The following is a 23,490-nucleotide window of genomic DNA, read 5'->3' on the forward strand; positions in this document are numbered from 1 at the left end:
AAGGCTCATGGCCGGTCCTCTTGCATGCGTGTCGCAATGATAACGGCTGCCGCGAAGGCGGCGAGGCTGGCGAGGCTGAACGTCCAACTGGCGCCCAGGGCGTTCCAGCTGTAGCCGGAGTACAACGCGCCCAAGGCCCCGCCCGTACCGGCCAGCGCCGCATACAGCGCCTGCCCCTGGCCTTGCTGGCGAGGACCGAAGCTGCGTTGCACAAAATGGATGGCCGCGGCGTGAAAGCTGCCGAAGGTCGCCGCATGCAGCACCTGGGCGAACAACAACACCCAGAGGAACTCGGCCAGCGAGCCCAGCAACAGCCAGCGCAACGCCGCCAACAGGAAACTCGCCAGCAGTACCCGACGCACGGAAAACCGCGCCAGGATCCGACTCATCAGCAGGAAGACCAAAACCTCTGCCACCACACCGACCGCCCAGAGCAACCCGATCAAGCCGCGGCTGTAGCCCAGGCGTTCGAGGTGCAGCGTCAGGAAGGTGTAATACGGCCCGTGGCTCACCTGCATCAGGCCCACACAGATGTAGAATGCCAGCACGCCAGGGTTGCGCAGTTGCCGCAGGAAGCCCTCCCCCACGACTCGCGGCCCCTGCAATGGTTGGGCGTTGGGCACCCAGAAGCTGGCAAGGACGATGCCGGCCATGATCAACACCAGCGCTACCGGGTAGATGTCCAGGCTCAGCCATTCGAACAAGCGGCCGAGTAGGACCACGGTGATGATGAAACCGATGGACCCCCATAGGCGGACCTGACTGTAGCGCGAGGCCTGCCCGCTCAAGTGGGCCAGGGTGATCACTTCGAACTGCGGCAACACCGCGTGCCAGAAAAACGCATGCAAGGCCATGACCATCGCCAGCCAGGCATAGCTTTTATCGATGAAGATCAGCGAGAAAGTCAGCAGCGTGCAGATCGCGCCAAACCGCACGATCGCCAGGCGTCGGCCGGTGTAATCCCCCAGCCAGCCCCAGATGTTCGGCGCCACGCAGCGCATCAACATCGGGATCGCCACCAGCTCACCGATGCGCGCCGCGTTGAAGCCCAGGTGATCGAAATACAGCGCCAGGAACGGCGCCGTCGAACCGAGCAGGGCGAAATAGAACAGATAGAAACTGGAGAGCCGCCAGTACGGCAGTGCCGCCATGGTCGTCAGGCCACGGCAGCTGGCAGGCCGGCCATCAAAGTTGCCCCAGCACCGGTGTGCTGACGCGGACGTCGGCGTTCTGGCCGCGATGACGCAGCAGGTGATCCATTAGCACGATGGCCATCATCGCCTCAGCGATGGGCGTGGCACGAATGCCGACGCACGGGTCGTGACGGCCCTTGGTGATCACATCGACAGGGTTGCCATGGATGTCGATGGAGCGTCCCGGCGTGGTGATGCTGGACGTCGGTTTCAAGGCCAGGTGCGCCACGATCGGCTGGCCCGAGGAAATGCCGCCGAGGATACCGCCGGCATTGTTGCTGAGGAAACCGTCCGGAGTCAGTTCGTCACGGTGCTCGGTGCCACGCTGGGCGACACAGGCGAAACCGGCGCCGATCTCCACGCCTTTCACCGCGTTGATGCTCATCAGCGCGTGGGCCAGCTCGGCGTCGAGGCGGTCGAAGATCGGCTCGCCCAGGCCCGGCATCACGCCTTCGGCCACCACGGTGATCTTCGCGCCGACCGAATCCTGATCCCGGCGCAGTTGGTCCATGTAGGCCTCGAGCTCCGGCACCTTGTCTGGATCGGGGCAGAAGAAAGCGTTCTGCTCCACCGAGTCCCAGGTCTTGAACGGGATTTCGATGGGCCCCAATTGGCTCATGTAGCCACGGATGACGATGCCCTGGCTGGCCAGGTACTTCTTGGCGATCGCCCCGGCCGCCACGCGCATGGCGGTTTCCCGGGCCGAGCTGCGCCCGCCGCCACGGTAGTCGCGCTCGCCGTATTTGTGGTGGTAGGTGTAGTCGGCGTGGGCCGGGCGGAACAGGTCCTTGATGGCCGAGTAGTCCTTGGACTTCTGGTCGGTGTTGCGGATCAGCAGGCCAATGGCGCAGCCGGTGGTGCGCCCTTCGAACACGCCGGAAAGGATTTCGACTTCATCGGCTTCCTGGCGCTGGGTGGTGTGGCGGCTGGTGCCGGGCTTGCGGCGGTCCAGGTCACGCTGCAGGTCGTCCAGGGAAATCTCCAGGCCCGGCGGACAGCCGTCGACAATGGCGACCAACGCCGGGCCATGGCTTTCGCCCGCGGTGGTGACAGTGAACAGCTTGCCGTAGGTATTGCCGGACATGCAGGGTGCTCCGTGAAAAACGCTGAGAGACTCAACCTTGGATTCGTAGTGGGCGCCAGTATACGCAGGCTCCCCGCGTAGTTCATCCTCGAACCTTATCGGTGGCCACCAGTCCAACCGGCACCTTCGCAACCAATGGCGTGATGATGTTAAAGCTGCTTGCCCTAAGCATTACCTTGTTTACCGGCGTGTTTTCCTGCCTGGCCCAGGCCACGGTGCTGCAACGCCCCATCAGCCTCGACACCGGCAGCGGTGAGCTTTTCGGCTCGTTGTTGCTGCCCAAGTCCGACACGCCGGTGCCGGTTGTCCTGATCATTTCCGGGTCCGGTCCTACGGATCGCGACGGCAACAACCCCGAGGGCGGACGCAACGACAGCCTCAAGCGCCTGGCCTGGGTGCTGGCCAGGCACAACATCGCCAGCGTGCGCTATGACAAACGTGGTGTGGCCGCCAGCCTCGCGGCGACCCCGGACGAACGCAACCTGAGCGTCGAGGCCTATGTGGCCGATGCCGTGGCCTGGAGCCACAAGCTCGCCGCCGATCCACGCCTGGGCCCGTTGATTCTGCTGGGCCACAGTGAAGGCGCGTTGATCGCCAGCCTCGCCGCGCCCCAGGCCAACGCGGCAGCGGTGATTTCGCTGTCCGGCAGCGCCCGGCCGATCGACCAAGTCTTGCGCCAACAACTGAGCAACCGCCTGCCACCGCCGTTGATGCTGCGCAGCAATGAGCTGCTCGACAGCCTCAAGGCCGGTCGGCTCGACAGCAACGTGCCGGCGCAACTGCAGGTCATCTTCCGCCCCAGCGTACAGCCCTACCTGATCTCGCTGTTCCGCCAGGACCCGGCCCGGGCCTTCGCCGCGTTGCAGATGCCAGCCTTGATCATTCAGGGCAGCAACGACATCCAGGTCAGCACCGATGATGCCCGGCAGTTGAAAGCCGCCAAGCCCGACGCTGAACTGGCGCTGATCGAAGGCATGAACCACGTGATGCGCATCGTGCCCAACGACGTGAAACGGCAACTGGCCTCCTACAAAGACCCCAACCTGCCCTTGGCGGCCGAACTGGGCACGCGGATTCTGCGTTTTATTGACTCGTTAGCCGCGCGTTAGGCGGTTTTAGTCGATTTAGCTTCAGTACTGGCAAAAACAGCCGATAACCCGGTGTCGGATAGCGCAATGGCTACCGACCCGCCGGCCTGGACAGGATTTTGCCGTTATGACTGAAACTCAAGCTTCCCCCGACACCGCTGCCGAAGCCCCCGCCTCGTCTGCGGTGGAGCTGCCGTGGGCCGATGTGCATACCGAGCATCACAAAATGCTCCGCCTGGCGCCGCTCAAGACCGACCGCGCCACCGGGGTGCGGCCGCTGCGGTTTGTCGAGTTCAGCTATGTCGAGCGCCACAGCAAGGAACGCAGCCTGCTGCGCATGAGCATCCAGCTGCCGAACCAGCGGGTGCGCAAGGAACAGAATCACCTGGATGTCTGGGCCGACCACATCGAAAAACGCCTGTTCTTTTCGCCGGAAAACCTGCAAATCGAGCCGTTGAATCGTGGCATCGGCCGTTTCCTCGCGGCCCAAGGCATTACCTGGGCCAAGAAACGCTGGTCGGCCTATCAGGTCGAAGGCTCCGACCTGGATAACAAGGACGCCCTGAACGAAGACACTCGCCTGCGCCGCGACCGCTTTCTCAAGGCCCAGGGTTTCGAGGTGGCCTACGCCGACGCCCAGCACCTCAAGGGCAGCATCAAGCAGGCCCAGGTTGGCAATTTGGTCGGGGACTGGAACACCGAGAAGCTGCAGTTCGTGACCATTCTTGAAGCCGCGCAAATGCTGCAACAAGCCGAGCAGAACCTGGCGGAACAGGAAGTCAAACTCAAGCAGCAGGAAGAAAAGGTCACCAAGTTCAAGCGCGAAGATGCCGGCCTGCGCTTCACCATCACCTGCCTGGTGGCCTTTGCCATGTTCCAGGCGGGATTGCTGATCTGGATTGCGACGCGCCATTGAACTCAATAGCGTGTGAGTAACCCTGTGGGAGCGAGCTTGCTCGCGATAGCGATGGATCAGTCAACTTCCATGTGGCTGATCCGATGCCATCGCGAGCAAGCTCGCTCCCACAGTGGGTGTATCCGGATGGATAAGAGGGATCAAACCCGCGAAGCGAACAATCCCTGGTGTTGGCGGCACTGCTCGGCGCTGAGCATGAACACGCCATGGCCACCGCGCTCGAAGTCGAGCCAGGCGAAATCGACTTCCGGATACAGCGCCTCGACGTGCACCTGGCTGTTGCCGACCTCGACAATCAACAATCCCTTCTCGGTCAGATGATCGGCCGCCTCGGCCAGCATCCGGCGAACCAGGTTCAAGCCATCATCGCCACAGGCCAGGCCCAACTCCGGTTCGTGCTGGTATTCCGGCGGCATGTCGGCGAAGTCTTGCGCATCCACGTAAGGCGGGTTCGACACGATCAGGTCGAAACGCTGCCCCGGCAAACCGTCGAAACCATCGCCCTGGACGGTGAACACACGCTCATCGACGCCATGGCGCTCGATGTTCTGGTTGGCCACTTCCAGTGCTTCGAACGACAGGTCGGCCAGCACCACCTCGGCCTCCGGGAATTCATCGGCACAGGCAATGCCGATGCAGCCGGAACCGGTGCACAGATCGAGAATCCGTGCCGGCGCCTGTTCCAGCCAAGGCTCAAAACGCTTTTCGATCAGTTCACCGATGGGCGAGCGCGGAATCAGCACCCGTTCATCGACGATGAATGACATGCCGCAGAACCAGGCCTCACCCAACAGGTAAGCCGCCGGGATGCGCTCGGCAATACGCCGACGCAGCAGACGCTGCACATGAACCAACTCTTCGTCTTCAAGACGGCAGTCCAGGTAGCTATCGGCAATTTCCCACGGCAGGTGCAACGCGCCCAACACCAGTTGCCGGGCTTCGTCCCACGCATTGTCGGTGCCATGGCCGAAAAACAGATCCTCCCCATGGAAACGGCTGACGGCCCAACGGATATGGTCGCGCAGGGTACGGAGACGGGAAGTGATCACGGCGGCAAACTCCAGAAAAATCGACGGGCGAGTCTACCAGCCAAACGCGGCCCCACCCAAACGCGCCATGATGACGAACGAAAAGGGCCGGACCAATCGTAGGATTCATCCGTTTTTTGCACCATCTATTGAACAGGACGAGCATCTTGACAAGGCTGTAGGCCAGCAACGGCGGCCCTTGCGATGGAAGCGATTCACAGAACCGCTCAGCCAGAGGACAATGTCGCAAAAGCCCCACTCGAAGGAGCCCCAGAATGTCCGTTCCAAAAACGATGTTTCAACTCAGCGGCCGTGGTTATGCAGCGGCCAACCTGAGTCAAGCGACCTTGATCATCATCGATGCCCAGAAGGAATACCTCGCAGGGCCCCTGGCCCTGAGCGGCATGGATGCAGCCGTCGCGAACATCAAGCAACTGCTCGGCGCGGCCCGTGCAGCCGGTCGCCCGATCGTGCATGTGCGCCACCTGGGCACCCATGGCGGGCTGTTTGATCCACAAGGCGAACGCGGGGAATTCATTCCCGGCCTCGAACCCCAGGGCGACGAAACCGTGGTCGAAAAGTTGCTACCCAGCGCCTTCCACGGCACCGAACTGAAAAAGCGCCTGGAAGATTTCGGCCCCTTGGACCTGATCGTGTGTGGATTCATGAGCCATTCCAGTGTCAGCACCACCGTGCGCGCCGCCAAGAACCTGGGCTTTCGCTGCACCCTGGTGGAAGACGCCTGCGCCACCCGCGACCTGCCTTACAAAGGCGGCGTCCTCAGCGCCGAACACGTGCAACAGACCGAAATGGCGATCATGGCCGACAACTTCGCCACCCTGGCCTTGACCCGCGACTTCATCTGATGCACCTCGATGAGCGGCCCGTCCTGCCGCTCATCCGCAAAAGCCTCTCATTTGCCGCAATTGCCCTACCTTCAGGAACAACCCGAATATCTTCCGGTCGAAGGGCCGATACCCATTGAGGAAGGTCGGAATGAAGTTATCCGATGGTTTTGACGCCCGTCGCTTGCGGCCCAAGGGCCCGAGCAACTGGCGTTTTCGTTTTGGCGCGGCGATCGCTGCGCTCCTGGCAACACTCGGTGTACTGCTGGCCATGGCCGGTGCGGCCAGCCTGCTGGGCCGTCCACCCGCACTGGGCGAGTTGAATGCCACCCCGCTGGGTTCGGCAATTATCCTGGCAGCCGGTCTTGTCGTATTGCTATTGGGCGTCTGGCTCTGGCGCCGCTGCCGCCGTCGCGCCCGCCAATCCCTGGAGCTGGCCATGGCTCCGCACCTGATGAAAAAACACGACTGATCCGCCACCCGACGTTTTGTCGCGCCTGATCCCGCCAGAGTTGGGTAAACTGGTCGGCTTCGCGGAGGCTGACATGCAAGACGACGACTTTTCCCTGTTCAAAAGTGCGATCCAGGGCGTAAAACCGATCAAGCACGACCGTGCCGAGACCGGCAAGCCCAAGGCCGATCGCGCGCAAATCGCCAAACTGCGCCAAGCCGCCACCGTGCGCACCGACGCCACGACCGTGGACGGACTGTCCGATCAGTTCGTGATCGACGTCGGGCCGGAAGACGAGTTGATGTGGGCCCGCGACGGTGTCCAGGAAAGCCAGATGCGCAAGCTGAAGGTCGGCCAGATCCCCTTCGAAGGCAGCCTTGACCTGCACGGCATGAGCGTCGAAAAGGCCCGGGAAACCCTTTGGGCATTCCTGGCCGAAGCCACCCGATTCGAAATCCGCTGCGTGCGCGTCACCCATGGCAAAGCCGTGCGCCTGGACGGCAAGCGACCGATGATCAAGAGCCACGTCAACACCTGGTTGCGCCAGCACCCGCAAGTGCTGGGCTTCACCTCCTGCCAGGCGAAACACGGCGGCGCCGGGGCGGTCTACGTGATGCTCAAGCGCACCATGATGGAAGGCCGCGACGAATAGCCCTCGCTTGCCGAGCTTGCAGCGCCGTGTCCGCCACCGTACCCTTGCCCTTTGCGAAAAATCCCACAGGTAGCTTCATGTCTCTGGAACAGAATTACACCGCGATTCTCGGCCAACTGGGCGAGGACGTTTCCCGCGAGGGCCTGCTCGATACGCCCAAGCGCGCTGCCAAGGCCATGCAGTACCTCTGCCGCGGTTATGAACAAACGCTGGAAGAAGTCACCAACGGTGCCTTGTTCAGCTCCGATAACAGCGAGATGGTGCTGGTCAAGGACATCGAGTTGTACTCGCTGTGCGAACACCACCTGCTGCCTTTCATCGGCAAGGCCCACGTGGCCTACATCCCGAGCGGCAAGGTGCTGGGGTTATCGAAAGTCGCGCGCATTGTCGACATGTATGCGCGGCGCCTGCAGATCCAGGAAAACCTCAGCCGCCAGATCGCCGACGCGGTCCAGCAAGTGACCGGCGCCCTGGGTGTGGCGGTGGTGATCGAGGCCAAGCACATGTGCATGATGATGCGCGGTGTGGAAAAGCAGAACTCCTCGATGATCACTTCGGTGATGCTCGGCGAGTTCCGGGAAAACGCCGCCACTCGCAGCGAATTCCTCAGCCTCATCAAGTAACCCGTCGCGTGAAGAAAACCGGCATTGATCGCCGGTTTTTTTTCGCCGGTGAAAAATCAGGTAAGCTGCGCGCCCTCCTCTTCCCCGCCGCGAGGCTGAATACCGTGATCGTCAAAGCGCTTCGAGTTGGCCTGGGCCAGCTCATCATCCTCATCGACTTCATCACTCGCCCAAGCAAGAAACAGCGCCCGGCCGAGGCCCAGGCGCAGGTCGACCAGGCCGCCCGCAGCCTGACGCTCTATCAGTTCCACGCCTGCCCGTTCTGCGTGAAGACCCGCCGCACCTTGCGCCGCCTCAACGTACCGGTGGCGCTGCGCGATGCGAAGAACAACGCCCAAGATCGCCAGACGCTGCTGGAACAAGGCGGCAAGATCAAAGTGCCGTGCCTGCGTATTGAAGAAAATGGCGAGACCACCTGGATGTATGACTCCAAGGTGATCATTGAGTATCTGGATAAGCGGTTCTCTGCAGCCTGACCATTTTCTACTGTGACTACTGGCCTCATCGCGAGCTTGCTCGCGATGGGGCCCGGACAGCCACCACAAAGCCCCCTGATATCAGGCCGCTTTTGCAGCCAACGCCTCCCGCACCACCTCCGCCAACCGCTTGAGCCCTTCATCCAGCCGCGCCTGGTCGATGTGGCTGAAGTTCAAGCGCAAGTGCCCCGGATGCAGGTCCGGCTCGGGGAAGAACGGCTCCCCCGGCATGAACGCAACGTCGGCCGCCAGCGCGGCGGCGAGCAAGGTGCGGGTGTCCAGCGGTTGCCTGAGGGTCAGCCAGAAAAACAACCCGCCCTGGGGCACGTTCCAGTCCGCGATATCAGAGAAATGCTTTTGCAACGCTGCCTGGAACCGATCGCGACGGTCCCGGTAGAAATCCCTCAATTCGCTCAAATGGCTGCGGTACTGTTCGGTACCGATCCATTGCAGCGCCTGCCACTGACCGATGCGGTTGGTGTGCAGGTCCGCCGACTGCTTGAGCCGCAGCAAATGCGGGAACAAATCCGGGCTGGCGATCAGGTAGCCCACCCGTAGCCCCGGCAACAGGGTTTTCGACACGGTACCGGTGTAGATCCAACTGGCCTTCTTCAAGCGACTGACGATCGGCGTGGCACTGCCGCCATCGAACGTCAGCTCGCGATAGGGTTCGTCCTCGATCAGGGTAACGCCAAACTCGTCCAGCAGCGCCGCCACGGCATCGCGCTTGGCTTCGCTGTAGCGCACCGCCGAGGGGTTCTGGAACGTCGGAATCAGGTAGATGAACGCTGGCCGATGCTGCTCCAGGCGGGTCCGCAACTGGTGGAGGTCTGGGCCGTCGGCCTCCAGGGGCACGGTGATGCAGTCGGCACCGAACAGTTGGAAAATCTGCAACGCCGCCAGGTAGGTCGGCGCTTCGAGCATCACTTCAGTGCCCACGTCGATGTGCAGCTTGGCCGCCAGGTCGAGGGTTTGCTGGGAGCCGCTGACCACCAACACCTGACTCGCCTCACAGGCCAAGCCCAGCCCCCGCGCCTGGGCCGCCAGGGCTTCGCGCAGGGCCGGTTCGCCTTCGCTCATGCCGTACTGCCCCATGGACAACGGCATGGCCGTCCATTCCACTTTCGGTAGCATGGCTTCGGCCGGCAGGCCGCCGGCGAACGACATCACTTCAGGGCGCTGCGCCGCCGCGAGGATTTCTCGAATCAAAGAACTTTTGAGGCGCGAGACACGTTCGGAAAAAGCCATGGGGTCACCTGTAGCGGGTCGCTGGAAGAATGAGTCAAACTGATTGACCGAAATTACTCCGACCTCTCTGGATACGTCAACATGATTGACCTTAAAAACCCGACTTCCCAACAAATGGCCATGGAAGCGTTTTTCTTCGGTTACCAGGCGTTCACTGCCAAGGCCGATGAAATGCTCGAGCGTCGTGGGTTGAGTCGGGTCCACCAGCGCATCGTTTTTTTCATCGCCCGCTACCCGTCCTTGAGCGTGAAGGAATTACTGGCCCTGCTCGGGGTGAGCAAGCAGGCACTAAACATGCCGTTGCGGCAGTTGATGGAAATGCATCTGGTGAACAGCGTCGCGTCCGAGACTGACAAGCGTAAGCGGCTGTTGGAGCTGACGGCCGAGGGCGAGCGGTTCGAGCAGGCGTTGCGGCGTGAGCAGGTGAAATTGCTGGAGCGGGTGTTTGCCGAGGCTGGGGAGGCTGCGGTGAATGGATGGTTGGCGGTGAACCTGGCACTGGGCAAGTCTGGCGACTGAAGGCGTCTGATCCGACGCTATCGCGAGCAAGCTCGCTCCCACAGGGGACGTCGCCAGACACAAATCTTGCATTCACCACAGCCCATTGTGGGAGGGAGCTCACTCGCGATAGCGCCCGCAAGGTCGATATATCCCTATCACCCGACATTTCGTCGACAACACAGAAAACATTATTTGCATTATTTGTATACAAAAGCATAATTCGCTTCGTGCGAGTTCCTGACCAAAAGGTCAACATACTTCGCCAGCCTTACCTGCCTCAGCGCATCGCAGCCACCCCAGGGCGTTTGCGATGCTGGAAATAACAATAAGACTCTTGAGGAGTACTCGCTGTGGAAAGCCGCAAACCCGAAGCCCGGACGCTGGACCTCTCGCCGCCACTACGCAGTGGCTGGCTGGAACGCATCTTCAAACTCAGCTTGCATGGCACCACGGTGAAGACCGAGCTGATTGCCGGCCTGACGACCTTCATCACCATGGCCTACATCATCTTCGTCAACCCCAACATCATGGCCGACGCCGGTATCGATCACGGTGCAGCGTTCGTCGCCACCTGCATCGCCGCCGCCCTGGGCTGCCTGTTGATGGGCCTGTACGCCAACTGGCCGGTGGGCCTGGCACCGGGCATGGGCCTGAACGCCTTCTTTACCTACACCGTGGTCGGGACCATGGGCTACAACTGGGAAACCGCGTTGGGCGCGGTATTCATTTCCGGTGTGCTGTTCATGATCCTGACCCTGTCACGGGTGCGCGAGTGGCTGCTCAACAGCATTCCCGTGAGCCTGCGGTTCGCCATGGGTGCGGGGGTCGGGTTGTTCCTCGGGCTGATCGGCCTGAAAACCGCCGGGATCATCGTCGACAGCCCCGCCACCCTGATCAAGCTCGGTTCGTTGCGTGAGCCCGGTCCGTTGTTGGCTGCGGTGTGTTTCCTGATGATCGCCGTGCTCAGTTATCACCGCGTGTTCGGGGCGATCCTGATCAGCATCATCGCTGTGACCCTGGCCGGTTGGGGCCTGGGGTTGGTGCAGTACAACGGCGTCATGTCGACCCCACCCAGCCTGGCCCCGACCTGGATGGCGATGGACGTGGCCGGTGTGTTCAACGTCAGCATGATCAGCGTAGTGCTGGCCTTCCTGTTCGTGCACATGTTCGACACCGCCGGCACCTTGATGGGCGTTGCCCAGCGCGCCGGCCTGGTGAAAGCCGATGGCAAGATCGAGAACCTGTCCCGCGCCTTGAAAGCCGACAGCGCCTCCAGCGTATTCGGCGCCATGGTCGGTGTGCCGCCGGTGACCAGCTACGTGGAAAGCGCCGCCGGTGTGGCTGCCGGCGGCCGCACGGGGCTTACCGCCGTGACCGTCGGTGTGCTATTTATTGCCGCCATGTTCTTCGCACCGCTGGCCGGGATGATCCCGGCCTATGCCACCGCCGGCGCGTTGATCTACGTGGCCATGCTGATGATGGGCGGCATGGCCCACATCGAATGGGACGAACCGACCGACAGCATTCCGGCCATCGTCACGGCCATCATGATGCCCCTGACGTTCTCGGTCGCCGACGGTATCGCCCTGGGGTTCATCACCTACGTGGTGCTCAAGGCCGGTACCGGTAAACACAAGGAAATCTCCATCAGCCTGTGGGTGCTCTGCGCGATCTTCATCGCCAAGTTCATCTTCTTGTAAGCGATACCGTATCCACCCGCCTCACCCTTGGGTGAGGCTTTTGTCCATCAGGAGCAAAGCAATGAATCTGGAAACCTGGCTGTTGTTCAGTGGCGCCGCCTTGGTGGTGATCCTCATCCCTGGCCCGCTGTCGCTGTTGATGATCGGCAACAGCCTGAACTACGGCCTGCGCCGCTCGTACCCGGCATTCCTCGGCGGGGTGATCGCGTCGATCTGCCTGCTGAGCGCTTCGGCGCTGGGGCTCGGTGCGTTGCTGCTGGCGTCGGAGCAATTGTTCAGCGCCCTGAAAATCGTCGGTGCCCTGTACCTGTTCTACCTGGCCTGGCAGAGCTGGCAACAATCGCGGCAACCTGCCCAAGGCGCCGAAGTGCCCCAGGCCGCCGCAGTGCCACGTTTCCGTGCGTTGTTCGGCCGGGCGTTCGTGCTGGGCGCCAGCAATCCGAAGGACATCCTGTTTTTTGCCGCGTTCCTGCCGCAGTTCTTGAGCGCCGAACAACCCTTCCTGCCGCAACTGCTGATCATGATCGCCACCTGGACCGTACTCGACCTGCTCTGCAAGCTGGCCTACGGCCTCGGCGCCCACGGCGCGGCGCGCTATCTGCGTACCGGCAAGGGCCAGAGCTGGTTCAACCGGATCAGCGCGGGCCTGTTTGGCGGCGCGGGTGCAGCCTCCTTAATGTCCGCCCACTGAGCCCTCGGTTTTGCGAATGCCTTTGTGTGCGGCATTCGCAAAACATCGCAACAACCCATCGATATACAGCACTCGGGAAAACACCTTACATAGAGGGCCAATTCAAACATCGTTGAACAAGGAAGTTCGCAATGGCCCAACTTATAGCGCCCTCTTCCGCTGCTGACGACCGGGGTGTCGTCATTAGCGATATTGTCTTTCAGGCCAATGAGCATACGATCGAGACGCTCGACTTCAAAGTCGCCGATCAATCGCGACTCAATCCGGAACACAAGCACCGGCAAGCCCAACTCGAAGTCGTCGACAAACTTTACGGCCCGCTCCAGATCGGCTCCGTAGCCGTGACCCGCTCCGCCCTGAATGCGCTGGGTGCAACCACTGACGGTCAGGTATTGAACGGTGAAAACAGTTTCTTTCGCATCGCCAGTCGTTTTTTCCTGGACTCACTGCAGTTCAATGCAGCGGATGTCGAAACCCATATAAAACTGACCGCCGATGCAAACGACTATCGCCTGCCGACATTGCTTTTTGAAATAGCCAGCCAACGCTCACGCTCTGCACGCCCGTTATTAAGAGTACACCTTGCAGTACAGACTGAAGCGGGCAGTTATCACAAGATCCTGGAAAAACTCCTGAAGTCTGCGCAGGGCCTCGACCCTCATCAGTTTGCCCAGACGTCACTGAACTGGGTAAACAAGACCAAAAGCCAGATCCTCATCCCCACCGGCCTGGGACTCCAGGCCTTCGGAATCTACAGCGGCCTGCGCGGCCTGCAAGACGCCATCCGCAACAAGGACGACTACCAGACCCTGTTCAACGGCGCCAGCGTGGCCGCCGAAGTGGCTTCCTTGGGCGTCGAAGCGCTGGTGACCCGACAAGCCACGCAAATGATCCGAGCCGGTCAGCGCTCCCTGGGGGATTTCGCGAAAACCACCTTCGCGACTCGACTGGCTCGGGGGAGTGGGCTGATTGCCAGCGTGTTGACCCTGCCTTTCGATATCGTCTCCGCAGTTGACGCTTTCAAGGCCGCCGCCAACGCGAGTGGCAAAGCGGCCACCGATCATTACGTCAGCGCCGCCTTGAGCGTCACCAGCGCCGCCATGACCCTGACCATCGGCTTGGCCGCACTGGCGGGCTTCAGTTCAGCCGGTCCGGTGGGCCTTGCCGCCGGGCTTATCCTGGTGGTCGGGTCACAGGTCTGGGGGGCGATTCGCCAGGTCGATGAGATCGACGACTACATAACCCTCAGTGCCCACGAGCGCCTGCGAACGGGTTGGTTCGCCTTCTGGACAATCAGCCCTGACGACGATATCCAGGAGCGCTACACCCTCGCCAAGGCGACCGCCGAACACACCAGGCAACTGCGGGCCAACGCCTTGAACTTGCTCAAGGGGCCGTTGAAAGACAGCACCGAGGCGATCGTGAACGGTCGATTCACCGTGGAACTCGAGCGAGTGACCTACAACACCTGGAACTGGTGGACCGGCGAAAAGTATCAGGCAACGAACGCGCGCCCGAAAATCAAGGACAGCGATGACTGGATTGATGCCCGCCAAGGCGTCACGCTCGAAACGCCTGGCGCAGTCATCGAAGCGGCGGCGGAGCACAAAGGCATCCGTTGGTATATCGGCGGCGGCAATGACACGGTTTTCGGGGTTGAAAACAAGCCGAACGTTTTCCACTACGGATCAGGCGTCAAGCGGCTGAGGGGCGGCGCGAAAGACGATGTATTCGTTTTCGAAGGCTCGACATCCATTGCCCCAGGAGACGAAGTACCTGCGCCGAACCGGCTGGTAGGTGGCTCGGGTAACGACACGTTGATACTGGCCGGCAATCCCGGCCATGGCCAGGTGCCGCGACTGGGTTATCACATCGACCTGGAGGCAGGGCAGGCGTCCATCATCACTCAGGAAGCTTCCAAGACCGAAAGCGGACAGTATCGCCACGCGCTTCTTGAAGGCATCGAACATGTGGAAATCCTTGAGGGCGGCACCCATGTCATCAAGGGCAGCGCCGGCGCGAACATCATCAAGTCCCGGGGCAACGATCTCATCGAGGCTGGCGCGGGAGACGACCGGATATTCATTCTCGGCGGCAACAACCGCAACGCCGACGGCGGGCCCGGGGACGATGCCTACGTCATCGCCCATAAACCCGGCCACGTATCGATCACCGAGGACGGCATGGGCAGCAGCGTCATTTCCCTGGACTGGCGCGCCGATCTGATTGAAAGCTGGGTGATCGAGCAGGGCAACCTGGTGATAACGTCGTGCTTCGATGGCAATGACTGGGAGTCACGCAAAGTCACCCTCAACAATGTCTATGCCGATACGGACTATCCAAGAGCATTACAGAACACCCGCCTGACCTTCACTACAAAGGACGGCTTCCACTGGGTGCCAGACCTGCCGGAGACGCTGGAGCACGACAGCCCCCTCGTCATTGAAGCGGTCATGGTGCAACACGGCATCCCCCGGAACCCGGCCATCCTCAATGACCGAAGCGAGCGCTGGGTGGCCCACGATAAGGACACGAGCTACTACGTTTCCCGGTTGATTGAATTCACTACGCTCAAGGTGAGACAGAAAAGTGAGTATTGCACCACGCTTCACCTGGACTATGCCCATAGCGAACTGACCCGGGTCGAAGCTCACTACAACGCCTATGTCATCCTGGAAGACGGAGGGGACACGGTGAAATATGGTGAGTGCGGTCTCACCCTGGATTTTGGCAGTCGCCGTGTCGTCCTGAACAACCTGGCCCGTTCCGATGAGCGCTACAGCGCGCGGACAAAGACCACCGGGCGACGTGCGTTTTCCGCATTGGATTCGCAGCACACGTTTATCCTGATCATGCGCGACGGCGCCTCCTACCGCCTGGCCATCCCCACCCCCGACCCCGCGCGGTTGCTGGATAAGGGATTCATCGACAAGGATCCGGTGCAATGGAAGACACAAGCCCCCCTTTCACTCACGCCGACCAGAAAGCACTACGCGTTTCTCCAGCCCCTGGATAAGAAGCCCCATCCCATGGGCAGCCAGGCCACTTGCGCGATGCTCACGCCAGCCGTTGAGCAGACCGGTATCGAAGTGCTGACAGGCCAAGGCTCCACGTACCTTGTCCACCTGAGCCCGGGCATGACACTACGGCTGACCACGCCAGGCGCACTGGCCGGCGCCAATCCCCGACTGCCCCAGGCATCCACTTGGGAACTCGACGCCACCCGCCTCGGAGAGGTCGAGATCAAGCTGGCCAATAATCTGCTGCAGGTAGGCACGACGATCCTTCATCTACCCGCCTATGCAGAGGACGACCTCGTTGACCAGGTACGCGTCATCACGGCCCAGGGGGTCGTCCATGCAGTCGACAGCCTGTTTGAGCGCGTCTATGTAACGGCACTGGACGGCCGGTATTTTTCGCCCCCGGTCGATCCCGAAGCCGCCCTGTCCCCCGAATTGTCACGGTTGGCATCGGCACAACTGAGGGTATCCAACATGGCGCTCAAAGATGGCTCGCCTGGCTCACTGAGTTATCACCTCAAGGCGCGCCGGTGGACCCTCGATACCGATGAATCCCGGGCCATCGCCGCAACGAGGCTAAGAAAAACCAACTTGTGCGATCACCACCTCAGCCTTTATCAGGACCTGGCTCGCGAAGGGCTCAGCCAGAACCCACCCTTGGACGACGAAGCGCTGCGCTTGTTGCGCGAACAGTGCGTGAAATGGGCCGAAGGCACGACGTTGAACAAGTCACTGATGCTTGCGCAGGCCATCGCGCTGAGCCCGACTTTTGGCCTGGAACTTCCTCATTGGCGTTGGCTGCTCTCCCCAGGCGAGATCGTCTCCAGCCAGACCTAGCCCTGACGAGCGACTGCGAACGTCTCTTGCAGACGCAATACATATGTACTGCACCCGCCCGTTGATTTTTCAAGAACATATTCCAGCGCGTTGCCCGTCAATCCACACGACGGGCGACGACGTATTCATTGTCCATACTTTTCAAATTCAAGAGCGCAAACGTCAATGAGCCCCAGAAAAAACACCCGCCCCAACGTTCCAACTTCGCCTCCCGATACGCCCCACGGCAGTCGCGATACCACACCCGAAAGCTTGCCCAGGAGCCCTATCAGGGTCGATGGCAGCGATTCGTCGTCCGGCTCGTCGCCTGGGCGACAAACCGAAGCCGCTGACGCCCAGCCCACGGTGGTCCAGGTAGCGGAACTCACCTCACAGGCCGCCATCGCCCATGTGCCCGCCTCGCTATCGCTGGACAATTATTACCTTTCCCCCGAGCTGATCCCCATGCTGTCGGACCCGGACCCGACCTCCGGGATCCAGACATTCAGGACCCGGACTTACGTCAAACTTGCCGAAGGTGGGACGGTGCTATTGGGGCGCGATGCCGACCAAAACTACCGGGCGCGCTCAAGCGCTGAGCTCGTTGCGTCCGGCCCCCGCCTGGAACAAGTCGAAGGCAGCCTGCTGTGGCGGCAGGTTTCCCACGGCAGCGACGCCACGCTCACCATTACCCGCTACAACGTGCCGGACGATGATCCTCTGGAAGGGCCCGCGCCCAAGCGCCAGCGCACGGCGCCACCCTCCAGCGAAGTCGCAGTGGAACCCCCCCCGGTTTTTCGCAAGGAATGGGGGGTCGAGCCAAAGCTCACCCTGCCGGCCTTCATCACCATCGGCGACGTTCATTATAAGCGGGTGACACGTGTCGACGCACGGGACTACCCCATTGCCTATATCCAGCAACCTGGCCATCCCGCCTATGATTTTGACCTGCTGGAGGCCATCCTCAGGCATACCCCGGACGAGCAGCCCCGAAGCGTAATCCGCGTGCCGCCGGACAACCATTGGGAGATCGATGCCAGGCTTCCCTTCGAGAAACCGCTGACGGCCTATGTCAGGGAAGTGTTTCCCGAGGTCACCACAGTCACCCTGGAAAATATCGCCAGGAGGCAGTTCGAACTCGCCAACAGCTCCTCGATCGCCGACGCTGCGGGCCTGACCGCACTGAGGCAGATTTTCCATAGCTGGAAAAACGCCGTTCCCTCGCCCCATCCGCAATGGACCGACCCCTTGCTGATGCTGCCTGTGCTCCCGACCTCTTCAGGAATCACGAGCGCTTCGCGTTCGATAGACCTGCCCATTTCCACCTCGACGGGGAGACTGGATCGGCTGGATTTCGACCCCCTACGGTTCCCGCGAGAGTGGAATTTCTTCATGTCGACCTACTCGCCGATGGACCTCAAGCGCTTCATGGCCGGCATCCTGACGCGCAATGGCTACACGGTCATGGAGCCCAACAGTTTCAATAGCTTTCCGGCGCTGGTGTTTCGGCGCACCGGGCATGAGTATGTATTTTTCATGAGCCTGCATCGCACTCGCATGCCGAAACTCTCCCTGCCCACCCACATGAATCCCAACACCACCGGCATCAACCTGGAGACACAGGTCGGCGACGCTGCCGCACAAGCGGTCAAGGACGCCCATCAGGCCGGCAAAATCATCTGGCTAAAGGGCGGTTCACAGATCCGGCCTGGTTACGCGGACACTATCTTTATCATTCGGGATGACAACGCCAGGCTGTAGGCTGGCGGCAAAAAAAAGCCCGCAGTGTGAGCGGGCGAAAAACCAAAGAAGCGCCATGCGCAGTCGCTTCCAGGAGAGGCAGCTGCTTGGGGAATCAGCTGCCTCGATAGGTGGAATAGGCGTAGGGCGAAATCAGCAGGGGCACGTGATAATGCTCCTGCTCGGCCGAAATACCGAAGCGCAGCACCACCACATCCAGGAACGCCGGATCGGGCAGTTGGACGCCACGGGCGCGGTAGTAATCGCCAGCGTGAAATTGCAGTTGATAGACGCCCGAACGATAGTCGTCCCCTTGCAGCAACGGTGCATCGCAGCGGCCATCGCTGTTGGTCTGCGCGCTGGCGACCAACTGCAATTGCGAGCCCTCCACCCGGTACAACTCAATCTTGATCGCGCTGCCCGGGCAGCCATGTGCAGCATCCAAAACGTGAGTAGTCAAACGTCCCATTGCTTGTGCGCGCCTCGCTGCGGGGCAGCCCGGCACGACGCCTCCTGATCAGTTGAAAGAGGCCGCACCGTTTCGGAGCACGAAACGCCACGGCGATGAGATAATTAAGACACTTTAAAAGAAAATTGTACACAATAAAAAATAAACATTCCGTTCATGGGCTGCGCGATGGCGCGCCGGCCTCAGCCTCAAGCAAACCAAATGAAAACAAGATCCTCCTGACCATTCATTGACCGAGTGGGCAGGTTTCTTGCAGTGTAGACAAGCCAGGGGCCGCGGTGAAAAATGCAGAAAATCAGGCTTACAAATCGCACATAAAGTTGTATACAATCATTCCATCGTCGTGACGCCAGCCTATATTTTCATCATCAGGGCGCCACCCACATGGTTCGAACAAGAAGGAAGACTGCAGTGAGCGCTGACTACCCACGCGACCTGATCGGTTACGGCAATAACCCTCCCCATCCCCAGTGGCCGGGCAACGCCCGCATCGCCCTGTCCTTCGTGCTCAACTACGAAGAAGGTGGCGAGCGTAACGTCCTGCATGGCGACAAGGAATCCGAAGCGTTCCTCTCGGAGATGGTCGCCGCGCAACCGCTGCAGGGCGAGCGCAACATGAGCATGGAATCGCTGTACGAGTATGGCAGCCGTGCCGGTGTCTGGCGGGTCCTCAAGCTGTTCAAGGAATTCGATATCCCACTGACCATTTTCGCCGTCGCCATGGCCGCCCAGCGTCATCCGGACGTGATTCGCGCCATGGTCGCCGCCGGTCACGAAATCTGCAGCCACGGCTATCGCTGGATTGACTACCAATACATGGATGAGGCCCAGGAGCGCGAGCACATGCTCGAAGCGATCCGCATCCTCACCGAAATCACTGGCGAGCGTCCGCTGGGGTGGTACACCGGCCGCACCGGCCCGAACACCCGCCGGCTGGTGATGGAAGAAGGCGGTTTCCTCTATGACAGCGACACCTACGACGACGACCTGCCCTACTGGGAACCGAACACCCCGAACGGCAAGCCGCACCTGGTGATCCCCTACACCCTCGACACCAACGACATGCGCTTCACCCAGGTGCAGGGTTTCAACAAGGGTGACGATTTTTTCCAATACCTCAAGGACGCTTTCGACGTGTTGTACGCCGAAGGTGCCGAGGCGCCGAAGATGCTCTCCATCGGGCTGCATTGCCGGCTGATCGGCCGCCCTGCGCGCCTGGCATCCCTCAAGCGCTTCCTCGAATACGTCAAAGGCCATGAACACGTCTGGTTCAGCCGTCGTGTCGACATCGCCCGCCACTGGCAGCAGGCCCACCCGTATCAAGGGGCTTCGAAACCAGGAGCCTCGAAATGACCGCCTTCCAGACCCTCAAGCCTTCCACCTTGAGCCGTGAAGCCTTCGTCCGGGCTTTTGCCGATATCTACGAACACTCGCCCTGGGTCGCCGAAAAGGCGTTTGACCTGGGCCAGGATCCCTCGATCGACGAGATCGAGACCCTGCACCAGCGCATGAGCGACATCCTGTTGAGCGCCGATCACGCCAGCCAACTGGCGCTGATCAACGCTCACCCGGACCTGGCCGGCAAAGCCGCCGTCCAGGGCCAACTGACCGAAGCCAGCACGAACGAACAGGCCGGCGCCGGTATTCACCAATGCACGGCCGAAGAGTTTCAACGCTTCACCGAGCTGAACGACGCCTACAAGGCCAAGTTCAAGTTTCCCTTCATCATGGCGGTAAAAGGCAGCAACCGGCACCAGATCCTCGCGGCGTTCGAAACGCGCATCCATCACTCGGCAGACGCCGAATTCAAATGCGCACTGGCAGAGATCAACAAGATCGCGTTGTTCCGATTACTGACCCTTTAGCGAGCAGTCCTGAACCTGGAACCTGCAAGCATCCCCAGCCAACTTATTTAAAGGCAGACAAGAAGAATGAAAGCTTACGCCGTACCTTTCGAGAAGTTCGTCAACCTGGCCGACGCCCGCCTGGGCACCAAGATCATCTCGGTCACCGATGACTGGTTCGCCGACGCCAACCGCCTGTTCCAGCCGACCCCGGCCGTGTGGAAGGAGGGCGTGTTCGATGATAACGGCAAGTGGATGGACGGCTGGGAATCGCGGCGCAAGCGCTTCGAAGGCTACGACAGCGCGGTGATCCGCCTGGGTGTGGCGGGCTCGATCAAGGGCGTGGACATCGACACCTCATTCTTCACTGGCAACTACCCACCGTCGGCCTCCCTGGAAGCCTGCTTCCTGACCGAAGGCGAGCCGGACGAAAACACCCAGTGGACTGAAGTGCTGTCGGCGGTCGAGCTGCAAGGCAACAGCCACCACTACCACGAAATCAGCAACGACCAGGCCTTCAGCCACCTGCGCTTCAACATCTATCCCGATGGCGGCGTGGCCCGGTTGCGGGTCTACGGCATTCCGTACCGCGACTGGTCGGCCGTGGGCGACAACGAACAGATCGACCTGGCCGCCGCCCTCAATGGTGGCCGCGCCCTGGCCTGCTCCGACGAGCACTTCGGCCGCATGAGCAATATCCTCAACCCGGGTCGTGGCGTGAACATGGGCGATGGCTGGGAAACCGCCCGTCGTCGTACCCCGGGCAATGACTGGGTCATCGTCGCCCTGGGCCATGCCGGCGAGGTCGAGAAAGTCATCGTCGACACCCTGCACTTCAAGGGCAACTACCCCGACAGCTGCTCGATCCAGGGCGCGTTCGTCAAGGGCGGCACCGACAGCCAGATCGAAACCCAATCGCTGTTCTGGCGCGAACTGCTGCCGAGCCAGAAGCTGGAGATGCACGCCGAACACACCTTCGCCGAGCAGATCAAGGCCCTGGGGCCCATCACCCACATCCGCCTCAATGTGTTCCCCGATGGTGGCGTGAGTCGCCTGCGGGTGTTGGGCAAGGTATCGAAATAAACACCGCACCTGTGGCGAGGGAGCTTGCTCCCGCTGGACTGCGCAGCAGTCCCATTTTGAGGGCCGCTTCGCGACCCAGCGGGAGCAAGCTCCCTCGCCACAAAAGCTGAACAAACGACACAGAATTTTTTGGATAAGAAGACCAGCATGCGCACACTCAAGATCGAACCGTTGACCAAAGAAGCCTTCGCCCCGTTCGGTGACGTGATCGAAACCGACGGCAGCGATCACTTCATGATCAACAACGGTTCGACCATGCGCTTCCATCGCCTGGCGACGGTGCAAACCGCCTCGCCGGACGATCAGGCGATCATCAGCATCTTCCGCGCCGACGCGCTGGACATGCCGTTGACCGTACGCATGCTGGAGCGCCATCCGCTGGGCAGCCAGGCCTTCATTCCGCTGCTCGGCAACCCCTTTCTGATCGTGGTCGCGCCACTTGGCGATGCACCTGTATCAGGCTTGGTCCGCGCCTTCGTCACCAACGGCAGGCAGGGCATTAATTACCATCGCGGCGTCTGGCACCACCCGGTGCTGACGATCGAAAAGCGGGATGACTTCCTGGTGGTTGATCGCAGTGGCACAGGCAATAACTGCGATGAGCATTTTTTCCAAGAGGATGAGTGTTTGATCCTCGCCCCCCACCAATAAGAGAAGGTCCGATCACGCGCAGACAAGCGTGACGGGCGAGAGGTAAAGACTGTGGAAGCACATATGCTGGAATGGCTGAACCTGAGCGTGCGCTGGGTTCACATGATCACTGGCGTGGCCTGGATCGGCGCGTCGTTCTACTTCGTCTGGCTGGAAAACAACCTCAATCGCGTCAACCCCAGGAGCGGCCTGGCCGGTGACCTGTGGGCCATCCACGGTGGCGGCATCTACCACCTGGAAAAATACAAACTCGCGCCACCGTCCATGCCGGACAACCTGCACTGGTTCAAATGGGAAGCCTACTTCACCTGGATGTCGGGCATCGCCCTGCTGTGCGTGGTGTTCTATTGGAACCCGACCGTCTACCTGCTGGCCCCCGGCAGTGGCCTGAGCGGCCCCGAAGGCGTCGCCTTGGGCATCGGCTCGTTGTTCGTCGGCTGGTTCGTGTACTCCTTCCTGTGCGACTCGGCCCTGGGCAAGCGCCCTGCCTTGCTCGGCCTGATCCTGTTCTTGCTGTTGATCGCCGCGGCCTACGGGTTCAGCAAGGTGTTCAGCGGTCGCGGCGCCTACCTGCATGTCGGGGCGGTCATCGGGACGATCATGGTGGGCAACGTGTTCCGCATCATCATGCCGGCCCAGCGCGCGCTGGTAGCGGCCATCGCCGAGAACCGCACGCCCGATCCAGCGTTGCCGGCCAAGGGCCTGCTGCGCTCGCGCCACAACAACTACTTCACCCTGCCGGTGCTGTTCATCATGATCAGCAACCATTTCCCGAGCACCTACGGCAGCCAGTATAACTGGTTGATCCTGGCCGGGATCGCCGTGGCGGCGGTGTTAGTGCGGCATTACTTCAACACGCGCCATGACAGCAACCGGTTTGCCTGGACGCTGCCGGTCGGCGCCCTGGCGATGATCTGCCTGGCTTATGTCACGGGTCCCAAACCGATGCCCAGCGCACCGGAAGTGGCCAAGACACCCGGCGTGATCGAGTACCAACCGTTGCCGGAAACGGCAGTGGGCGGTGGCGCAAAACCGGCGACGGCCCCTGCCGCACCAGTTTCGGCGCCCACCCAGGCCGCCAACGCCCAGGGCCCGTCGTTCGAGAAGGTCCACAGCGTGATTCAGGAACGCTGCTCGGTCTGCCACTCGGCCAAGCCCACCAGCCCGCTGTTCAGCGCCGCGCCGGGCGGGGTGATGTTCGACACGCCGCAGCAGATCCAGCAACAGGCCGCGCGCATCCAGGCCCAGGCCGTGACCAGCCAGATCATGCCGTTGGGCAACATCACTCAGATGACCCAGCAGGAACGCGACCTGATCGGCGCGTGGATCAACCAGGGCGCGCGCACCAACTGAGCCGCGCGCGCCAACACC

General features: G+C 61.2%; 22 protein-coding genes. 17 read left to right on the forward strand and 5 right to left on the reverse strand.

Annotated features, from left to right (window positions below; translation table 11 throughout):
* Window positions 1-5: 5 nt before the first annotated feature.
* The gene (locus tag BT125_RS09925; protein WP_072406494.1) at window positions 6-1,151 is read right to left on the reverse strand and encodes an MFS transporter; all 1,146 of its coding nucleotides are present in this window, start codon (window positions 1,149-1,151) and stop codon (window positions 6-8) included.
* Window positions 1,152-1,185: 34 nt separating this feature from the next.
* Entirely contained in the window at window positions 1,186-2,277 is a 1,092-nt protein-coding gene (aroC, locus tag BT125_RS09930; protein WP_060741135.1) for a chorismate synthase, read from the reverse strand.
* Window positions 2,278-2,420: 143 nt separating this feature from the next.
* Here aroC and BT125_RS09935 point away from each other — a divergent pair, with 143 nt between their 5' ends.
* Together BT125_RS09935 and BT125_RS09940 are read left to right on the forward strand one after the other, a co-directional pair.
* The gene (locus BT125_RS09935; RefSeq protein WP_072406606.1) at window positions 2,421-3,386 is read left to right on the forward strand and encodes an alpha/beta hydrolase; all 966 of its coding nucleotides are present in this window, start codon (window positions 2,421-2,423) and stop codon (window positions 3,384-3,386) included.
* Window positions 3,387-3,492: 106 nt separating this feature from the next.
* Window positions 3,493-4,281 carry a hypothetical protein gene (locus BT125_RS09940; RefSeq protein WP_072406496.1) on the forward strand — a complete coding sequence of 263 codons (789 nt, stop codon included), beginning with the start codon at window positions 3,493-3,495 and terminating at the stop codon, window positions 4,279-4,281.
* Between the two features lie 140 nt (window positions 4,282-4,421).
* Here BT125_RS09940 and prmB read toward each other — a convergent pair whose 3' ends face one another.
* Complete coding sequence (prmB, locus tag BT125_RS09945) at window positions 4,422-5,330, reverse strand: 50S ribosomal protein L3 N(5)-glutamine methyltransferase (protein WP_072406498.1); 909 nt, start codon at window positions 5,328-5,330, stop codon at window positions 4,422-4,424.
* A 254-nt stretch (window positions 5,331-5,584) separates the two neighbouring features.
* Between prmB and BT125_RS09950 the strand changes: the two genes are divergently transcribed.
* The 5 genes from BT125_RS09950 (at window position 5,585) to BT125_RS09970 (ending at window position 8,356) form a co-directional block, all read left to right on the forward strand.
* The gene (locus BT125_RS09950; RefSeq protein ID WP_014339619.1) at window positions 5,585-6,175 is read left to right on the forward strand and encodes a cysteine hydrolase family protein; all 591 of its coding nucleotides are present in this window, start codon (window positions 5,585-5,587) and stop codon (window positions 6,173-6,175) included.
* Between the two features lie 130 nt (window positions 6,176-6,305).
* A complete protein-coding gene (locus BT125_RS09955; protein WP_060741130.1) occupies window positions 6,306-6,626 on the forward strand; it encodes a hypothetical protein in 321 nt (106 codons plus the stop codon).
* A gap of 73 nt (window positions 6,627-6,699) precedes the next feature.
* Window positions 6,700-7,257: a Smr/MutS family protein gene (locus tag BT125_RS09960; protein WP_053146321.1), complete on the forward strand. Its 558-nt coding sequence runs from the start codon at window positions 6,700-6,702 to the stop codon at window positions 7,255-7,257.
* A gap of 77 nt (window positions 7,258-7,334) precedes the next feature.
* Window positions 7,335-7,880: a GTP cyclohydrolase I FolE gene (gene folE, locus BT125_RS09965; RefSeq protein ID WP_003204506.1), complete on the forward strand. Its 546-nt coding sequence runs from the start codon at window positions 7,335-7,337 to the stop codon at window positions 7,878-7,880.
* A gap of 104 nt (window positions 7,881-7,984) precedes the next feature.
* Window positions 7,985-8,356 (forward strand): glutathione S-transferase N-terminal domain-containing protein, encoded by a 372-nt coding sequence (locus tag BT125_RS09970; RefSeq protein ID WP_072406608.1) that lies wholly within the window; start codon window positions 7,985-7,987, stop codon window positions 8,354-8,356.
* A gap of 81 nt (window positions 8,357-8,437) precedes the next feature.
* Here BT125_RS09970 and BT125_RS09975 read toward each other — a convergent pair whose 3' ends face one another.
* Window positions 8,438-9,604, reverse strand: coding sequence for an aminotransferase-like domain-containing protein (locus BT125_RS09975; RefSeq protein WP_072406500.1), 1,167 nt, complete (start codon window positions 9,602-9,604; stop codon window positions 8,438-8,440).
* 81 nt (window positions 9,605-9,685) lie between these two features.
* Between BT125_RS09975 and BT125_RS09980 the strand changes: the two genes are divergently transcribed.
* The 5 genes from BT125_RS09980 (at window position 9,686) to BT125_RS10000 (ending at window position 18,093) form a co-directional block, all read left to right on the forward strand.
* Complete coding sequence (locus BT125_RS09980) at window positions 9,686-10,123, forward strand: MarR family winged helix-turn-helix transcriptional regulator (RefSeq protein WP_060741128.1); 438 nt, start codon at window positions 9,686-9,688, stop codon at window positions 10,121-10,123.
* Window positions 10,124-10,455: 332 nt separating this feature from the next.
* The gene (locus BT125_RS09985) at window positions 10,456-11,805 is read left to right on the forward strand and encodes an NCS2 family permease (RefSeq protein ID WP_072406502.1); all 1,350 of its coding nucleotides are present in this window, start codon (window positions 10,456-10,458) and stop codon (window positions 11,803-11,805) included.
* Between the two features lie 61 nt (window positions 11,806-11,866).
* Entirely contained in the window at window positions 11,867-12,496 is a 630-nt protein-coding gene (locus tag BT125_RS09990) for a LysE family translocator (protein WP_072406504.1), read from the forward strand.
* Between the two features lie 131 nt (window positions 12,497-12,627).
* Window positions 12,628-16,353, forward strand: a complete 3,726-nt coding sequence (locus BT125_RS09995) for a calcium-binding protein (RefSeq protein ID WP_072406506.1) — start codon at window positions 12,628-12,630, stop codon at window positions 16,351-16,353.
* A gap of 345 nt (window positions 16,354-16,698) precedes the next feature.
* Window positions 16,699-18,093, forward strand: coding sequence for a hypothetical protein (locus BT125_RS10000; RefSeq protein WP_072406508.1), 1,395 nt, complete (start codon window positions 16,699-16,701; stop codon window positions 18,091-18,093).
* 94 nt (window positions 18,094-18,187) lie between these two features.
* Here the strand turns inward: BT125_RS10000 and uraH are convergent, their stop codons facing one another.
* A complete protein-coding gene (gene uraH / locus BT125_RS10005) occupies window positions 18,188-18,541 on the reverse strand; it encodes a hydroxyisourate hydrolase (protein ID WP_072406509.1) in 354 nt (117 codons plus the stop codon).
* 411 nt (window positions 18,542-18,952) lie between these two features.
* Here uraH and puuE point away from each other — a divergent pair, with 411 nt between their 5' ends.
* From puuE to BT125_RS10030, 5 genes are all read left to right on the forward strand, one after another.
* Entirely contained in the window at window positions 18,953-19,894 is a 942-nt protein-coding gene (gene puuE / locus BT125_RS10010; RefSeq protein ID WP_072406511.1) for an allantoinase PuuE, read from the forward strand.
* On the forward strand, window positions 19,891-20,406 hold the full coding sequence (gene uraD / locus BT125_RS10015; protein ID WP_072406513.1) for a 2-oxo-4-hydroxy-4-carboxy-5-ureidoimidazoline decarboxylase: 516 nt from the start codon (window positions 19,891-19,893) through the stop codon (window positions 20,404-20,406). The genes puuE and uraD overlap by 4 nt, the downstream gene beginning before the upstream one ends.
* 66 nt (window positions 20,407-20,472) lie before the next feature.
* Window positions 20,473-21,468: an allantoicase gene (alc, locus tag BT125_RS10020; protein ID WP_003204527.1), complete on the forward strand. Its 996-nt coding sequence runs from the start codon at window positions 20,473-20,475 to the stop codon at window positions 21,466-21,468.
* A 147-nt stretch (window positions 21,469-21,615) separates the two neighbouring features.
* Window positions 21,616-22,119 (forward strand): ureidoglycolate lyase, encoded by a 504-nt coding sequence (locus BT125_RS10025; RefSeq protein WP_072406515.1) that lies wholly within the window; start codon window positions 21,616-21,618, stop codon window positions 22,117-22,119.
* A gap of 51 nt (window positions 22,120-22,170) precedes the next feature.
* Entirely contained in the window at window positions 22,171-23,472 is a 1,302-nt protein-coding gene (locus BT125_RS10030; protein ID WP_072406517.1) for a urate hydroxylase PuuD, read from the forward strand.
* Window positions 23,473-23,490 lie beyond the last annotated feature (18 nt).

The sequence above is a fragment of the Pseudomonas sp. NFACC04-2 genome (assembly GCF_900119265.1).
In the GTDB taxonomy this organism is placed as follows: Bacteria; Pseudomonadota; Gammaproteobacteria; order Pseudomonadales; family Pseudomonadaceae; genus Aquipseudomonas; species Aquipseudomonas fluorescens_AA.

Bases quoted from the DNA above. Each gene is read 5' to 3' on its own strand.
- BT125_RS09955 (WP_060741130.1), top strand. From the start codon at position 6,306: ATGAAGTTATCCGATGGTTTTGACGCCCGTCGCTTGCGGCCCAAGGGC.
- BT125_RS09935 (WP_072406606.1), top strand. From the start codon at position 2,421: ATGATGTTAAAGCTGCTTGCCCTAAGCATTACCTTGTTTACCGGCGTG.
- BT125_RS09940 (WP_072406496.1), top strand. From the start codon at position 3,493: ATGACTGAAACTCAAGCTTCCCCCGACACCGCTGCCGAAGCCCCCGCC.
- uraH (WP_072406509.1), bottom strand. From the start codon at position 18,541: ATGGGACGTTTGACTACTCACGTTTTGGATGCTGCACATGGCTGCCCG.
- BT125_RS10025 (WP_072406515.1), top strand. From the start codon at position 21,616: ATGCGCACACTCAAGATCGAACCGTTGACCAAAGAAGCCTTCGCCCCG.
- BT125_RS09995 (WP_072406506.1), top strand. From the start codon at position 12,628: ATGGCCCAACTTATAGCGCCCTCTTCCGCTGCTGACGACCGGGGTGTC.
- alc (WP_003204527.1), top strand. From the start codon at position 20,473: ATGAAAGCTTACGCCGTACCTTTCGAGAAGTTCGTCAACCTGGCCGAC.
- BT125_RS09950 (WP_014339619.1), top strand. From the start codon at position 5,585: ATGTCCGTTCCAAAAACGATGTTTCAACTCAGCGGCCGTGGTTATGCA.
- uraD (WP_072406513.1), top strand. From the start codon at position 19,891: ATGACCGCCTTCCAGACCCTCAAGCCTTCCACCTTGAGCCGTGAAGCC.
- BT125_RS09925 (WP_072406494.1), bottom strand. From the start codon at position 1,151: ATGGCGGCACTGCCGTACTGGCGGCTCTCCAGTTTCTATCTGTTCTAT.
- BT125_RS09980 (WP_060741128.1), top strand. From the start codon at position 9,686: ATGATTGACCTTAAAAACCCGACTTCCCAACAAATGGCCATGGAAGCG.
- aroC (WP_060741135.1), bottom strand. From the start codon at position 2,277: ATGTCCGGCAATACCTACGGCAAGCTGTTCACTGTCACCACCGCGGGC.
- folE (WP_003204506.1), top strand. From the start codon at position 7,335: ATGTCTCTGGAACAGAATTACACCGCGATTCTCGGCCAACTGGGCGAG.
- BT125_RS09975 (WP_072406500.1), bottom strand. From the start codon at position 9,604: ATGGCTTTTTCCGAACGTGTCTCGCGCCTCAAAAGTTCTTTGATTCGA.
- BT125_RS09990 (WP_072406504.1), top strand. From the start codon at position 11,867: ATGAATCTGGAAACCTGGCTGTTGTTCAGTGGCGCCGCCTTGGTGGTG.
- BT125_RS09960 (WP_053146321.1), top strand. From the start codon at position 6,700: ATGCAAGACGACGACTTTTCCCTGTTCAAAAGTGCGATCCAGGGCGTA.